This window comes from Pollutibacter soli, from assembly GCA_029269725.1.
Lineage (GTDB): Bacteria > Bacteroidota > Bacteroidia > Chitinophagales > Chitinophagaceae > Pollutibacter > Pollutibacter soli.
The window spans coordinates 391,580-407,217 of record JARJHS010000001.1 but is presented as its reverse complement, the minus strand read 5'-3'; the positions used below and the strand labels follow the sequence as shown (position 1 = coordinate 407,217).

10 protein-coding genes are annotated in these 15,638 nt (G+C 41.2%); 7 read left to right on the top strand and 3 right to left on the bottom strand.

Features of this window, described 5'->3' with window-relative positions; all coding sequences use genetic code 11:
* Window positions 1-91: 91 nt before the first annotated feature.
* Window positions 92-412, top strand: a complete 321-nt coding sequence (gene trxA, locus P2W82_RS01720; RefSeq protein ID WP_336514103.1) for a thioredoxin — start codon at window positions 92-94, stop codon at window positions 410-412.
* A gap of 156 nt (window positions 413-568) precedes the next feature.
* Here trxA and P2W82_RS01715 read toward each other — a convergent pair whose 3' ends face one another.
* Genes P2W82_RS01715 through P2W82_RS01705 form a run of 3 tightly spaced genes read right to left on the bottom strand, consistent with a single transcriptional unit; the run spans window position 569 to window position 5,570 of the window.
* Window positions 569-1,375 carry a LamG domain-containing protein gene (locus P2W82_RS01715; RefSeq protein WP_336514102.1) on the bottom strand — a complete coding sequence of 269 codons (807 nt, stop codon included), beginning with the start codon at window positions 1,373-1,375 and terminating at the stop codon, window positions 569-571.
* Window positions 1,376-1,422: 47 nt separating this feature from the next.
* Window positions 1,423-4,779, bottom strand: a complete 3,357-nt coding sequence (locus tag P2W82_RS01710; RefSeq protein WP_336514101.1) for a T9SS type B sorting domain-containing protein — start codon at window positions 4,777-4,779, stop codon at window positions 1,423-1,425.
* 32 nt (window positions 4,780-4,811) lie between these two features.
* A complete protein-coding gene (locus P2W82_RS01705; protein ID WP_336514100.1) occupies window positions 4,812-5,570 on the bottom strand; it encodes a TylF/MycF/NovP-related O-methyltransferase in 759 nt (252 codons plus the stop codon).
* A gap of 86 nt (window positions 5,571-5,656) precedes the next feature.
* On the opposite strand from P2W82_RS01705, the gene P2W82_RS01700 reads away from it, so the two are divergent.
* From P2W82_RS01700 to mqnE, 6 genes are all read left to right on the top strand, one after another.
* The gene (locus tag P2W82_RS01700; protein WP_336514099.1) at window positions 5,657-6,376 is read left to right on the top strand and encodes a class I SAM-dependent methyltransferase; all 720 of its coding nucleotides are present in this window, start codon (window positions 5,657-5,659) and stop codon (window positions 6,374-6,376) included.
* The gene (locus P2W82_RS01695) at window positions 6,373-7,527 is read left to right on the top strand and encodes a glycosyltransferase (protein WP_336514098.1); all 1,155 of its coding nucleotides are present in this window, start codon (window positions 6,373-6,375) and stop codon (window positions 7,525-7,527) included. Before P2W82_RS01700 ends, P2W82_RS01695 begins: the two co-directional genes overlap by 4 nt.
* Window positions 7,511-8,998, top strand: coding sequence for a polysaccharide biosynthesis C-terminal domain-containing protein (locus P2W82_RS01690; RefSeq protein ID WP_336514097.1), 1,488 nt, complete (start codon window positions 7,511-7,513; stop codon window positions 8,996-8,998). Before P2W82_RS01695 ends, P2W82_RS01690 begins: the two co-directional genes overlap by 17 nt.
* Before the next feature lie 79 nt (window positions 8,999-9,077).
* Window positions 9,078-10,382 (top strand): NupC/NupG family nucleoside CNT transporter, encoded by a 1,305-nt coding sequence (locus P2W82_RS01685; RefSeq protein WP_336514096.1) that lies wholly within the window; start codon window positions 9,078-9,080, stop codon window positions 10,380-10,382.
* Between the two features lie 308 nt (window positions 10,383-10,690).
* Window positions 10,691-14,359 carry a T9SS-dependent choice-of-anchor J family protein gene (locus tag P2W82_RS01680; RefSeq protein ID WP_336514095.1) on the top strand — a complete coding sequence of 1,223 codons (3,669 nt, stop codon included), beginning with the start codon at window positions 10,691-10,693 and terminating at the stop codon, window positions 14,357-14,359.
* 102 nt (window positions 14,360-14,461) lie between these two features.
* Window positions 14,462-15,637 carry an aminofutalosine synthase MqnE gene (gene mqnE, locus P2W82_RS01675; RefSeq protein ID WP_336514094.1) on the top strand — a complete coding sequence of 392 codons (1,176 nt, stop codon included), beginning with the start codon at window positions 14,462-14,464 and terminating at the stop codon, window positions 15,635-15,637.
* Window position 15,638: the final 1 nt, after the last annotated feature.

Here is a 15,638-nt window from a genome sequence, read left to right as displayed (position 1 = left end):
CAGGAAACAGTAAACAGAAAACTGAATAGAAAAGCAGGACTGTGAACTGATAACAGACAACTGACAACTTAAAAAATTAAATACTCTATCAATGGCAAAAGAATTCAACGACAACAATTTTCAAACTGAAGTTTTATCTTCTGAAAAATTATCCATGATTGATTTTTGGGCTGAATGGTGTGGACCTTGTCGTGCGATCGGTCCGATCGTGGAAGAAATTTCAAAAGAATATGAAGGGAAGGTGAATGTCGGTAAAGTGAATGTTGACCATAATCCTGAATTATCGATCAACTACGGTATAACTTCTATTCCAGCTATACTATTCATAAAAGATGGCAAAGTGGTTGATAAGCTCGTAGGTGCACAACCTAAAGGTAACTTCCTGAAGAAGATTGAAGCACATATGGCGTAATCGACGACATTAAAAATTAATAGTACCCCGGTAGTTGTACCGGGGTTTTTTTATTTCAAGTATTGTAGAAAGTATTAAAGCTATTGCAGGAAGGCCTCAAATATAAAGCGCAACTATTTTATTGGTTGCGCTTTCCATTTTGAAAAATAATTCTGCTTAATATTCTTTTGCCAATTCAGCAATTTCCTGCTCATTCAGCGCTCTGTCATAAATTCTCAGATCATCTAACTTTCCTTTGAAAAACGCGGGAAAGCCTTTCACGAAAGATCCAATCACCAACTGCCCCCCTGTACATTGTTTTAAAGAAGTTGACGGACGTGTTATCGCATGTTTAAGTTCTCCATTGATATACATGCGTTCGCTTCCATTGTCAAAAATGCAGACGATGTGGTACCAGTTATTGGGTTGAATGGACTGCATGGAATAAACAAGATCTTCCGCATTGATACCTGCCGAAGTTGTACAATTGCCGGTGTTGGGTACTACTCCAAACTGTGCTGCATTGAAACCTTCATAAATTCCGCTTCGAGCATTCACGGACCAGCTCAGACCGGTATTACTTTCTGCATCGTTGAGGGTATAGTCTTTTCTTTTGTTAACTAAAGCCTGGATCTCAGTCGATGATGTGTTGTAGTAAGCAGAGATAGTAATTGCAGCAGGTGAAAGATTGCTCGTTTCATTTGCAATCACATAGTCATCAACGCCATCGAATTCAGCAGCGCTGTTAGCTGTTCCCGCTTTATCGGTGGAATAAGCAAGTCCGCCGTGAATTGTACCATGATTGTTCCTGCCACTGGAATCTGCAACATTACCATCGAATTTGTAATATGCAATCAACCCATCTTTTAACTTGACATATTCTACACATTCTTTACAAACTACATCTTCACATTCATCTTTCTTACATGAGAACAGCGCTGCGGTAAGCATTAGAAGTGCGGAATAAAAAATGATCTTTTTCATAGTTCCCTGTTTGTTTTATTAATTACAGTTTTCAATTTTTCTGTTCCTTATTTTATTAGTGTAATCAAACCCTTTTCATTTATGTTTCCGCAATCTGAGATCACCTTAAGGTAGTAGGCGAAATTTCCATTGGGTTGCACATTTCCTTTATAAGTTCCATCCCAGCATTTTAACGGGTCTTTGGAATGGAAGACTCTCTCCCCCCACCTGTTATATATCGCAAGTTCAAACGAAGTTGCGCCGGCGGCAGACTTCACACTGAAGCAATCATTCAAGCCATCTCCATTCGGTGTAAATGCATTGGGTACAAATATTTTTCCTGCCGGGCCAACAATTACTTTGGCAGATAAGCTATCCACACAACCATCGGGGCTGATACCTTTTACAGTATAGTTAGTAGTGAATTGTGGTTTTGCAACAGGATTAGCAATAGATGCATTTGTTAAACCTGACGCGGGACTCCAGGTATAACTCTCAGCTCCTGCTGCACTCAATTGAACTGAGCCACCCGCACACACAAGAGATTCGGAAGGCGAGACATTCAGCTTTGGCAATGGATTCACAACAACTATTACCGTATCCTTTCCTGAACATACGCCAGCTGAAGGTGATGTTACAACATAACTGGTAGTTACCGCAGGATTGGCGATTGGGTTTGCAATACCTGAAGACGACAATCCTGTTGATGGCGACCAGGCGTAGTCAGACGCACCACTTGCAGAAATATTGACTGACTTACCATAACACGTAGTCAGATCCGCGGAGGCTTTTATCGCGACCGTTTGTTTCACATCTATTGTAACAGATCCGGACGACTTACATCCGTTGATGTCCGTCACCTCAACTGCATACGTTGTTTTTATTGCTGGACTCGCTCTCGGATTTGAGATGGAACTGCTTGACAATCCGGTCGCAGGTAACCATGTGTATTGAGATCCGCCACTTGCCGATAACTGAACGGTCGTTCCGGAACAAATCATTGTATCACCCGGACTTAAATTGATTACTGGATTTGCATTAACTGTAACAACAACCGTATCCTTTCCCGAACAGGCACCAGCAGAAGGTGAATTAACAATATAGGAAGTAGTCTGAGAAGGAGTAGCCACCGGATTGGCGATACTATTTGATGATAGACCCAAAGCGGGAGTCCAATGATAATCAGTTCCACCTGTCGCCGCAAGATTTGCAGATTTCCCGGAACAAAGAATTGCATCGGCAGATGCTTTTACATTCGCAAATGCTGAAACTGTAATCTGAACGTCACCTGTATCAATACATCCATTACTACCGGTAACGGACACCCTATAAACAGTTGTCGCCGTTGGATTCGCGATAGGGTTAGCAATATTGACATTACTCAATCCCGTGGCAGGAAACCAATGATAGCTGGCGCCTCCTCCTGAGCTCATTTGAATACCTGCAAAACCAGGTTTGCCTACACAATACAAAGTATCGTTGGTAACTATCACTGCCGGTTTTGTTTTCAGTGTAACAACCACAGTGTCACTGGCCGGACAAATGGAGTTATCAATATTCGATACTACATAAGTAGTAGTTTTCGTAGGAAACAATATTGGCGACAAACTGGTTGCATCAGAAATATCGGTAGATGGAGACCATCGTATTTTTTCCGAACCCGTGACGTTCAGTTGTAAACTTGCTCCCGGACAAATTGCTGTGTCCGGATTCGCAACTAATGCACCGATTTTGTTTTTCACATCAACTGTTACAGAATCCCGGATTAAAGTTGTTGTATTAAAAGAAATATCATCCAGACCAAAATCATTTCCAGTCGACGTAGACAGATTTGTGCTGAATATTGATATTGCTGCTGCAGTCACACTTTCTGAATTCCAGTTGAATGAAACCCGGGTCCATTTATCATTGTTGCCTGCAACAGTGGAATAGCTACCGATAATTTGATTGTTAATTTTTACTCCTACAGCAGGTTGATTGCCTGAGGAATTCGTATAAATCCAGAAGGAGAAACTATAATTTGTATTTTTGAATACCGTTGCATTGCGATACCAAACTCTACTATCCTGCGCCAGGGGTGCATTAACCATAAGCAAATTTCCAGTCCCATTTGTATGGTCACCACAATTTGAACAGAACGCCGTATTCCACGCCTGCGGATTGGTTCCAATGAAAATTTCACCAGTTCCAGCATTGGGTGAATTATAAAAGTAGTCCGATGTATACCCTGTATTTCCGGAACTAAAATTACCATTCGGAATAAGATTTGGTCCATCCTTCCTGACAGTAACCACATAGGAAGTCTTCTGACTGGGCTTGATTGTAAGTTCCCTGGTTTGAACTGTTCCATTCCAGCAGTATTGAGTTGCACTATCAGATTTCAATGTTACTTCCTGCCCCAAACAAATCACTGTATCCCTGGGTGATATGACAGCTGTTTTTAAATAATCGATGTAGAGCAATTTTCTTACTGTGTCAGTACACGCGCCACTACCGGCGACTAATAAAACCTCGTAACTACCATTACCGGGATATTTATGTATTGGATTTCTGATTGTACTTACTGGTGATCCGTCACCAAAGTGCCACCTGAAGTTGTTATAAAATGACTGATTGATTGTAAATTGAAAACTATTCGGATCGCAAATCTGCTGCTCAAAATAAAAGTTTGTACTACTTGAAATGTCGGCAGGGCGATCTTTATACAACTCAACTATCTCGTCATTGGTCAACGGTCTGTTATACCAACGCACATCATCCATGTAACCTTTAAAAGGAATTAAGTCTCCTTCCCACCAGTTTCCAAATCTCAACTCACTATTGCAAAGAGCCATCGAATTAAAACTACTCGCTACCGATTTTTTGAGTACACCATTGATGTAAATTTTATGAAACTGGCCGTCAAAAACAATTACCGCGTTGTACCATTTTTGTGCACAGATGGGTTCACCAGTATTGGTATAACTCATTATTGTGATGTCGCCACATCCATTAAGACTAGAAATAATATTTGAGCCAATACCAGGAGCCGGGGGATAATTAATAAAAAACTGAAATTGCTGTCCGCTGGGAGGTGCAGCAGTAAAATTTCTTTTACCAACAAGATTTTGAAGTCTGGTATCATTCGCTTTAAACCAGATAGAAATACTCATTTGAGGAGTAGAAAAATCCCCATCAGTATCATCAACAGAAATATAGTCATCAACACCGTCAAAATAATATGACTTACCCTGCGCACCATATCTATCAATTCCGGGAACTATTCCATTGTGAATAACACCGTGATGATTATTGCCGGATACATCATTTGAATTTCCATCGAAAGCATAACGCGCTACAAGACCGTTATTGAGGTTAACCTGGCAAATACCATTAATCTGAAATAAAAATAGAAATACAAATATCCAAAAAAGGGGGTATTTCATAGCGGTTAGTTCGGTAGGTAGTGTTTTTCAGATCAGATTTCTGTCTTTATAATTATTCTTCCCGTGTCGTCAATTCTGTTTATTATTGGTCGCAAATTTCTTTCGTTGAAAAATTGTAAAACTGCTTTTTTTGCCCCTTCCCAAAATCCGAAATCGTCAATAATCAGAACACCATTTTTTACAAGAAGGTCATACAAATGGGTGAGTTCATGATATGTCGATTCATACCAGTCAGTATCTAATCTTAAAAGAGCGATACTTGCTGGGATCTCACCGGGAATGGTATCTTCAACCTTCCCTTTGATAAGTTTCAGGTTAGAAGAAGGGTAACCAATCTTGCTGATATTAGCCCTGACCTCGTCAAGTGTAGAATAACACCAGACTGAATTCGGATCATTTTTATCCGATGAACTTAACAGTTCAGATGCCAACCTGCCGTCTCCTGCCACAGTATCGTTGCTTGTTGGAGCAGACATACCTTCGAAAGTGTCGTATAAAAATATTTTCCTCGACGTGTTTTTAAATTTCAGTAATGTGAGGGCCATTAACATACAGCTACCGCCTTTCCAAACCCCACATTCAACGAAATCTCCTTGTATATTATTTTCTTCCAGATATTTGACAGATTGATACAATGAAAACAACCGTTCCGGAGACGTCATCGTAAATGGCCGGCATTGATTAAAAATTTCGATAAATGCTTGGTCTGCAAGAATATCCGGGGGAATACTGGGTTTATTCGAGGTTAGCGTATATCCAAATTTGTTTACGATTTTGTTCAGTAGTTTCATGCACTTTTTAATGAAATCAGAATAGTGTCAAAAATAAGTAAACAAGGGGAATTCTAAGTACCTGACAATTGAATTAAAATAGCAATATGACGAGTCTGGCGAGAAACCTTGAAAGGGAATTTAATCCAAATATTACAAGTCCCGTATTTCTGATCAAGCAAAACCTTTATCGTAAAATCAGACAATATGCGCCAAACCTTAATGGCCGGTTAATGGATTTTGGATGTGGCCAAAAACCATATGAACATTTATTCAAAGTATCAAATTACATAGGCGTTGATTTTAAGGGCGAAGGTGAAACATACAGTCAGGAGAAAGTCGACGTTTTTTACGATGGGAAAACGTTACCCTTCGAAGACAATTATTTTGATGCTATATTCAGCAGTGAGGTATTTGAACATGTATTTAATCTCCCCGAAATTCTCATGGAACTAAAACGGGTTTTGAAGCCCGGTGGCAGAATATTAGTCACTTGTCCATTCGCATATGGTGAGCATGAAATTCCAAATGACTATGCCAGGTATACATCCTTTGCAATGAAATATATGTTTGAATCAAATGGATTTAAAATACTTGTCCAGGACAAAACCGGGGGAAATATTGAGGCAATCACTCAGCTTAGAATCGTTTACTGGAATCTTCATATAATTTCTAGAGTCAGAAAAATTCCGGTTGTCAGGTCTCTTTTCCGATTTCTGGTTTTTGTTCCAAATAATCTGTTTGCAATAATTGCTGGCAAAATTTTCCCTTATCGTCAGGATTTATATTTGAACAATATTGTACTGGCAGAAAAAACAGCTGAATGAAGATTGCTTTTATTTCAATTGTAAGAGATCCCTGGGGTGGCAGTGAAGAACTTTGGGCGAAGGCCGCGAAACTCGCATTGGACGAAAAACATGAAGTCTTTATTTCATTTTATAAAAAGAATTATCTCGTACCTCAACTGACGGCTCTTCAAAATGACGGTGCACAAATTATTTTCAGAAGAGGATATATAGCGTACCATACTCCACTTTTCAACCGGGTTTGGAAAAAAGCAAAAAACTTTCTTCTAAATCGCATCTTTAATCCATATAACAGTTTATTTGCCAAGAAACCAGACCTTATCGTTTATAGTTGCTCCTGTTATTCAATATTGGATGACACGGAACTGTTGAAAAAGCTGGAGAAATCGCAAGCCAAATTCATCATTAATACTCAAGTTAATGTCGAATATGGAAAACCAATAAATGAAAGCCAGGCAAACATTGTGCGAGAGGCTTTCCAAAGGGCGTCCAGAGTACTGTTTGTTTCTGAAAGAAATCTTGAGGTTGCCGAAAGACATCTCGCGAGTAAAATATCCAACAGCGGAATTGTTAGAAATCCGGTAAATCTGTCAGATACTTCGATTGTTCCTTTTCCTGACGACACTGGTCGTGTTGAATTCGCTATGGTTGCAAATCTCCTTGTCAATCATAAAGGTCACGACATAATTATTGAGGTTTTAAGTAAGCCTAAGTGGAAAAACAGAGACTGGCATCTTAATATTTACGGTAGGGGGATAGATGAAGGATATATCAAAGCGCTAGTCCAGTTTTTTGATCTCACTGAAAGAATTACTTTTCATGGGCATTCAAAGGATATCCGGAATGTTTGGAAGAGCAATCATTTACTTTTAATGCCATCCTTAAACGAAGGAATGCCACTTGCTGTCGTTGAAGCAATGATCTGCGGAAGAATAGTAATTGCGACTGACGTCGGTGGTCACATGGAATGGATCTCCGACGGAGAAAATGGATTTATTGCTGAAGGAGCCAATGTATATTCATTTGACAGGACGATGGAAAGAGCATGGCAGTCAAGTAAATATTGGAAGATTATTGGAGAAAGAGCACATGAAACTGCAACCGCAAAATATGACCCCTTTGCAGAAAGAACTTTTTTAAATATTCTAGAAGAACATGGGCGAGGTTCGTAGGCAGAGTATTCTTTCAAGTATTTTCATCTATATCGGTTTTGCCATCGGTGCAATAAATATTTTAGTTCTTTTTCCTAAGTATTTTTCAGCTGAACAAATAGGTTTGACAAGAATCATCCTTGATGTTGCATTGCTTTTTGCGACTGCATGCACTTTGGGAAGCATCCCGATCACAATAAAATTTTATCCATTTTACAACACATTTCTTGAAAAGAAAGATAATGATCTTCCATTTTATACAATACTCCTTTGTCTCACAGGAGTATTACTGATGTTCATCATTCTTCCATTTTTTGAATCCACGATAATCAAGAAATTTGGTGCCAGATCACCGTTGTTTGTCGATTACTTTTACCTGGTATATCCATTTACAGCTTGTCTGACATTTTTTTATTTATTTGAAGCTTATTCCTGGAGTCTGAAAAAAACCGTTTTATCGAATGCGCTAAAAGAATTTGCATTTCGAATTATCACTACTGCATTGATAGTATTGTTTATATCAGGCATAATAAACTTTCCTTCATTCATAAATCTCTACTCATACATTTTTGGCATTCCTGTATTAATTTTCATTTTCAGCTTTACAAAAAGTAACAACCTCCCAATCCAGCCGAAACCAAGTCACGTTACACGCAGACTGTTAGGAAAAATGCTTCCGTTTGCGGGGTTTATTTTTGGAGGTTCGATGCTGAACATCATTGCCAGGACAAATGATACAATAATCATAGCCAGTCAGTCTGCAGGAGGCCTTGCAGATGCAGCGGTATTCACAATTGCAACCTACCTGGTGACAGTGATGGAGGTTCCGCAAAGAAGCCTGGTATCCATAACAACACCTGTAATTGCGGAGGCCTGGAGAAGCAAGGATTTAATTAAAATTGACCGACTTTATAAGAAGACTTCTTTGAACTTATTAATAATTGGATTGGGGATTTTCGGACTTGTTTTACTTAATGTTGATGATGCAACAAAATTTCTTGGTCCGGAATATATCCTATTGGGCAGTATTGTTTTGGTGAGCGGTATTGCAAAACTGATTGATCTGGCAACAGGATTGAATACGCAGATTCTGTTGTTATCGAAATTTTGGAGATTGGAATTTTTTACAAACATGCTATTAGTTGGGTTAAGCATCCCGCTTAATTATTGGTTGACTAAAAAATTCAATGTATTGGGACCAGCATATGGAAATTTAATAGCTCTTTCCGTTTTTAATGCCATCAGATTGGGACTTATCTATAAGAAATTTGGAATGCAACCTTTTTCGAAATCGAACCTGTTGGCACTTATGATTGGCACAGTTTCATTTGCTATTGTGTTCGTAATTCCTGTTACAGAGAATATTTTTATTAATGTCGCCATCCGATCAATCATCTTTTGTGGTTTGTATGGACTGTTAATTTTAAAGTTCAAGGTCTCGTCAGATATTCATGGGCTCGTTGAAATAATCAGATCAAAATTTAAATGGTAAAAGATGGGTTGGGAATACTTTTGAAACTATTCCTACTTCCATTTAAATTGTATATTGCTCCTTTAACCATTTCTACTGCATGGAAGTTACTGGTATCGGCCTTTTACGCGGGTTATTGGGTTTAGTCTTCCTGCTGGGTCTGTGCTATATTTTCAGCAATAACCGGAAAGCGATCAACTGGAAACTTGTCGGTATTGGCATCTTCGCTCAAATCGCTTTCGCACTCGGTGTACTTTCCGGTGGCAAATACAATATCTTCCGAATCGTTATCCAATGGCTCTCCGAGAAATTTGTTGAGATCATCAATCTGAGTCATAAAGGCATCGAGTTTATTTTTGGAAATCTCGCTGATGCATCAGGTTCCTGGGCCTATGTTTTTGCTATCCAGGTTTTACCCAATATCATTTTCTTTGCTGCACTCTCTGCCCTGTTATACTACCTGGGAATCCTCCAGAAAGTAGTATACTTTTTCGCATGGCTGTTAAGCAAATTGCGGGTATCAGGTGCCGAAAGTGTATCTACAGCAGCCAATATTTTCCTCGGACAAACCGAAGCACCGCTGATGATCCGGCCGTTCCTCGATAAAATGAACCGGAGCGAGATTCTATGTATTATGATCGGAGGAATGGCCAATACTGCAGGTAGTGTACTTGCCGCTTATGTCGGCTTCCTTGGCGGAACCGATGTAGATCAGCAGAAATTCTTTGCACTGCATTTATTGAGTCAATCCATTATGAGCGCGCCTGCGGCCATCGTTTGCTCGAAAATTCTTTTTCCGCAGACAGAAAAAACCGATAATACCATCCGCGTCAATAAGGAAAAACTGGGTGACAACATGCTTGATGCCATTTCGATCGGTACAACCGATGGTTTGAAACTGGCGGTTAATGTTGGCGCTATGCTGATCGTTTTTACATCCCTGATGTATGTCCTTAACTGGATCCTCGGATCGATCGGTTACCACACGGGTTTAAATGATGTAGTGAAACGCATGAGCAGCGGACGTTACGACGGTCTTTCCTTCCAGATGCTGTTAGGATATATCTTTTCACCAGTCGCCTGGATGATCGGCGTCGATGGAAAGGAAATGGTCCAGGTCGGACAGTTACTGGGAGAAAAAACCGTGATCAATGAATTCCAGGCTTACCTCACTTTCGGATCAATGAAGACCAGCGGCGCCATTGCCGATCCGAAATCGATCCTGATCACTACTTATGCACTCTGCGGTTTTGCCAACTTCGCATCTATAGGTATTCAAATCGGTGGTATAAGTCAACTTGCTCCAAATCAACGTCGTAACCTCACTGAACTGGGCCTCAAAGCCCTACTTGGAGGAACCATTGCATGCCTGATGTGTGCCTGTATTGCAGGAGCATTGGGGTGATGCAAGTTCATAGTTCACAGAAGGCAACGGTCAACGGGTGACAGATAAATTTAACCAGGCTGCAATTTTTGTGTTGTCAGTTGTCAGAACATGTGCAGTTAACCTGAGGAATTCAGTTAACGTTATGAATTGATCTTTTCCCCCCGGTTTTCTGTATCCTGTATTCTGCCCCCTACTCTTCCCGGCTGTTTCCTCCTTACTGCTTACTTCTCACTTCTTACTTTTTTTCATTCATAAAACAATAAAAATGCATGATTTGGAGTCTTATACCTGCCTTTTCGGAAAGGTTTCCGTTGGCAAAATCCAATATGCGTTTTCTTTTAAACCTGATTGCTTTCCTGGCGTTGAGTCATTTGGTTTCCGCGCAGGCGCAAAACCCAGTTTCCTTCCAGGGACATAAACTCGTTTCAACTGCTCCGGTATCCGGCATGTCGATAGAAATGCTGATGAAAGAACGGAATAACACAAAAAGCCGTGTAGCCGCCGGAATACAGCTGCCTGTACATAAGAAATTCAGTCGGCAAAGAAAGTTTGATGAAAATGCCGTACAGTCTGATTTTGACGGGCAAACGCAAAGTCAGTCCAGACCATCACAAAAATCCGGGCGCAATCAAAAAACACTGATCGATTCGTATAATTCGGAAACGCTTCAGAGCTACAACGGCATAGGATACACGAATGTGACTCCTGCGGATGCCAGCCTCGCAGTTGGGCCAGATCATATCATACAGGTTGCGCATGGCTCGCAGGGCAGTACTCTTTTCAGAATCTTCAGTAAAAACAACGGTATTCTTCTCAAACAAGGTTATATGCAAAACCTTGCGGGCGCCACCTATGAAGGATTTGGTAATTGCATCAGCTGGTATGATCAATTAGAAAACCGCTTTATTATGACGGAATTCGGAAGCGATCAACCATTTGGTCTCGAAGTAAATTCACTGATTGTTGCAGTTTCAAAAACACCTGATCCCCTCGATGGCTGGCATATCTATACTTTTTCGGACCTGAATTTTTATCCGGATTTCCCGAAATACGGAAACTGGCACGACGCATGGTATGCAGTTACGCGTGATTTTCAGAATGGATATCTCGGTAGTTCGATCTGGGCATTTAACAAACAACAGATGATCAACGGAGATCTTACCGTGAACGTTCAACGTACGCGTATAGCCGATAACGAAAACAAATACTTTTCTCTCACGCCGGTGTCTCTTGCAGGAAATCTCCCCGCTCCTTCCGGAACACCAGGATTGTTCATGTACTTCAGCGATGAGGATTTTACTTCGGATAGCCGGGATCGTGACAGCGTCGGTTTGCTCGGGTTCCATGTTGACTTTTCAGACGCTGCACAATCATCTGTTCAACCAGTAACCAGCCAGGAAGTATCATCTTTCAAATCGGATATTTGTCCTGATCGCAATTGCGCGGTGTCCCCTGATGGCCAGGGTTACGATGTTCAAAGTGCAACAATTATGAACCGTCCCTGGTACAGGAATTTCGGAGCCTACCAGTCCCTCGTGGCTACACATACTGTTGATGCCAATGGTGACGGACTTGCCGGGCTGCGATGGTATGAGCTCAGACGGAATTTCCCCGGATGGTCCGTGTTTCAGCAAGGTACATTTTCCCCACAGGGAGATCAGGCATGTTCTGAATCCTCACCTATGCATCGGTTTATGGGCGCCATCACTATCAATGCTGAGGGACAAATTGCAATGGGTTATTCTTCCAGCAGCAGCAAACGATACGCGTCACTTTCATTTACAGGAAGAAATGCACAGGATCCCCTGAACAGGATGACCTACCTGGAAACCGATGTAATACAAGGTTCAGGATATGGAAGTTTTGGAAACCGATGGGGCGATTACAGTGAAATTGTGCCGGATATTTCAAACGATTCTGTTTTCTGGTTTACCGGAATGTACGGAGCTGGTCCCACTTCATGGAGAACAAGAATCTTTTCATTTAAACTCACTCCCAAACCCACGCTGGACGCTCGTTTGGTGGCCATTGAATATCCCAACACCTGCGAAAGCTTTTGCTCACAACTTGTAATACCAAGGATCAGGTTCAGGAATATGGGTACGGAAGAGATCAGGTCTGCTAAAATCAATATCCAGGTAAATAACGAAGACATTACCAGCATACCGTGGACCGGACAGCTAGCCATAGCCGAAGAAGCGACCATCGTACTTCCCCCGGATTCATTACCGATCGGAAGACCTTCACTAAAAATCTTTCTTTCAGAAATCAACGGTATACAGGATTCCAACCAGGCAAATGATTCAGCGAAAATCAGCGTCTCGGTAGGTTATTCTGCAGCTTTGCCAATTATCCAGGGCTTTGAAGGCGGCTTCCCCGCCAGTGGATGGGTTCAAAAATCCAACGGTACAAAAAATCTTCGATGGAACAAAAATGTACTGGCAAGTCATTCCGGAAAGTCTTCTATCAGGTTCGATAATTTTAACAATGATGAGCCAGGCAAATATGCGCAATTGCAAACATCATTAATCGATATTACAGGAAGCGATTCAATCCACTTGTCTTTCTGGCTGGCCGCTGCTGCATTGAACGAAAACAATGTCGACACCCTTGAAATTCTGGTTTCGTCAGATTGCGGTGCGAATTTCCAATCGATCTGGGAAAGATGGGGACAGGAACTTGCCACACAGCCGGGGTTTGAATTGAGCGACTATATCCCCACAGCGGATGACTGGAAGCGAGTAAAGATCGACCTCTCTCCTTACATCGGAAAAGAGAAAATCACTCTAGCCTTCAGAGTTGTCAACAACTATGGAAATAACATCTACATAGATGACCTTGAAATATTGAAAACGATTCTTCCAAAAGCAGATATGGCAATTGTCAGTATTGATAAACCGGGAGATATTGAATGTTCGACACGTATCAATCCTGAATTCAGATTTGTCAATCTTGGAAGAGACAGTATACAAAACTTCAGGATTCATTACAAAACAGGCAACGTGGAAGGAGATACATTATGGACTGGTTCACTCCCGAGGACCGACACCGCAGTTGTCAGACTTAATTCCATTGCCACGATGTATGGAGTTAACGAGATAAAGGTCTATGCTTATTTTCCTAATGGATCAGATGATGGCAATACGATAAATGACACTACTTCAAAAACATTTGCGGTTGTTAAAACCCAAGGTTTGCCTGTAAAGGATGACTTTGAATCAGGATCTTCTCAGAGTGAGCTATGGAATATCAGTTCCGACGGTCAGTTTGAAGGATGGAGAAAAACAGATGTAGCCTATTTTTCTGCCACTCATTCTTTACAGGTCAGAAACTTCGGCTATCCCTCAACGGGAGGTGTATCGTTTTTGATCAGTCCCACGCTCACATTCGAAAATGCAGATAGTATATTGTTACATTTCAAACTCGCCGCTGCAAGTTATCTTTCTCCAGCCACTACAACGGAACCCCTGGATACACTGGAAATTCTTTTGACAAAAGATTGCGGCAGAACATTCACTTCTGTTTATAAAAAATGGGGCACAGCTTTACAAACAACGATTGATGCCAATATGCCTGTACTTACTGAATTCATCCCGGGGGCAGCAGAGTGGCGTAAAGAAAAAATTAGCCTTGGACATCTGCTGGGAAGATCAAATAGTTTTATGATACTGTTTAAAGTGACTGGTAATGGCGGAAATAATATTTATATCGATGACTTATCCGTCGAATCAAAGAAAGGTACCGGTACCAAAGACTATAAGATATCACCCAATCCTTTTACAGAGCAATTGAATTTACAGCAATACAATAGTGGTGAAAAAGCAGCAGCTATCGAGTTGCTGAATATTTCGGGGCAGCGCGTTTATTTTCGAAAGCTGCCGCCAAACAGTTCGTTAACAGAAATCAATGCAGGGTTTCTTACGGCTGGGATCTACACGCTCCGGCTAATTTATGGCGATAAGATCAAAACAGAAAAACTGGTCAAAGCCAGGTAATTCAATTGGCTCATCCCGCCGGCTTTTTGAAGTGGCATTCCTGAATGCTGCGATCCGCGACTAAGGTCATTATGTACTAAATTTGCAAAAAAACAGGAGTACATGAGCAAAGCCGTGGTTGAAACGCTTTTGTCAGGATCTGGTGTTTCCGAGGGATTGAAGGTCGTGGGCGTTAAAGTCCTCGAAGGAGAAAGGATTTCTGATGCAGACGCAATTTTATTATTTGAGACTGCTCCGCTCGCTTATGCCGGTGCTCTTGCCAATTTTATCCGGGAGAAGAAACATGGGTTAAAAACATATTTTAACAGGAATTTCCATATCGAGCCGACGAACGTATGTGTTTTTTCATGCAAGTTTTGTTCATACTCCAGGTTATATGCTAAAAGAGAAGAAGGATGGGAACTTTCGATGGATCAGATGATGGACCTTGTACGAGCTTACGACGGCAAGCCTATTACTGAAGTTCATATCGTTGGTGGTGTGCATCCTAAAATGGATATCCGCTTCTTCGCCGAACTTTTAAAATCAATCAAAGCGCACCGGCCGGAACTTCATATCAAAGGCTTTACAGCTGTTGAATTGGATTATATGTTCCGCAAGGCAAAACTAAGCAGAAAAGAAGGATTGGAATTACTGAGAGATGCCGGTCTCGGATCACTTCCTGGTGGCGGCGCTGAAATTTTTGATGCATCAGTAAGAGAACAAATCTGCGCAGATAAGGTAGATGCTGACGGCTGGTTGGATATTCATGCGACTGCTCATCGCCTTGGTATGCACAGCAATGCAACTTTACTTTACGGACATATTGAAACATATACGCATCGTGTTGATCATATGCGCAGACTTCGGGAACTTCAGGATGACACCGGAGGTTTCAATACATTTATTCCGCTCAAGTTCCGCAATCACGACAATGAAATGAGTGATGTAAAAGAGTCGACCATTATCGAAGACATGAAGATGTATGCCGTTTCACGCATTTATCTTGATAATTTCCCGCACATTAAAGCTTACTGGCCGATGCTTGGTCGCCAGAACGCACAACTGACATTATCCTTCGGTGTAAACGATATGGATGGCACCATTGATGATTCAACAAAAATCTACAGCATGGCCGGAAGTGAAGAAAAGAACCCGGCTATGTCAACACAGGAACTTGTTACGCTTATTCACCAGGCGGGCAAAGTGGCTGTTGAACGGGACACGTTATATAACGAGATTCAAAACTTTGGTGACGCAACCCAACGAACAGAGACAAAAGCTTTCAGCAGGAATTAGC

Bases quoted from the DNA above. Each gene is read 5' to 3' on its own strand.
- trxA (WP_336514103.1), top strand. From the start codon at position 92: ATGGCAAAAGAATTCAACGACAACAATTTTCAAACTGAAGTTTTATCT.
- P2W82_RS01715 (WP_336514102.1), bottom strand. From the start codon at position 1,375: ATGAAAAAGATCATTTTTTATTCCGCACTTCTAATGCTTACCGCAGCG.
- P2W82_RS01710 (WP_336514101.1), bottom strand. From the start codon at position 4,779: ATGAAATACCCCCTTTTTTGGATATTTGTATTTCTATTTTTATTTCAG.
- P2W82_RS01705 (WP_336514100.1), bottom strand. From the start codon at position 5,570: ATGAAACTACTGAACAAAATCGTAAACAAATTTGGATATACGCTAACC.
- P2W82_RS01700 (WP_336514099.1), top strand. From the start codon at position 5,657: ATGACGAGTCTGGCGAGAAACCTTGAAAGGGAATTTAATCCAAATATT.
- P2W82_RS01695 (WP_336514098.1), top strand. From the start codon at position 6,373: ATGAAGATTGCTTTTATTTCAATTGTAAGAGATCCCTGGGGTGGCAGT.
- P2W82_RS01690 (WP_336514097.1), top strand. From the start codon at position 7,511: ATGGGCGAGGTTCGTAGGCAGAGTATTCTTTCAAGTATTTTCATCTAT.
- P2W82_RS01685 (WP_336514096.1), top strand. From the start codon at position 9,078: ATGGAAGTTACTGGTATCGGCCTTTTACGCGGGTTATTGGGTTTAGTC.
- P2W82_RS01680 (WP_336514095.1), top strand. From the start codon at position 10,691: ATGCGTTTTCTTTTAAACCTGATTGCTTTCCTGGCGTTGAGTCATTTG.
- mqnE (WP_336514094.1), top strand. From the start codon at position 14,462: ATGAGCAAAGCCGTGGTTGAAACGCTTTTGTCAGGATCTGGTGTTTCC.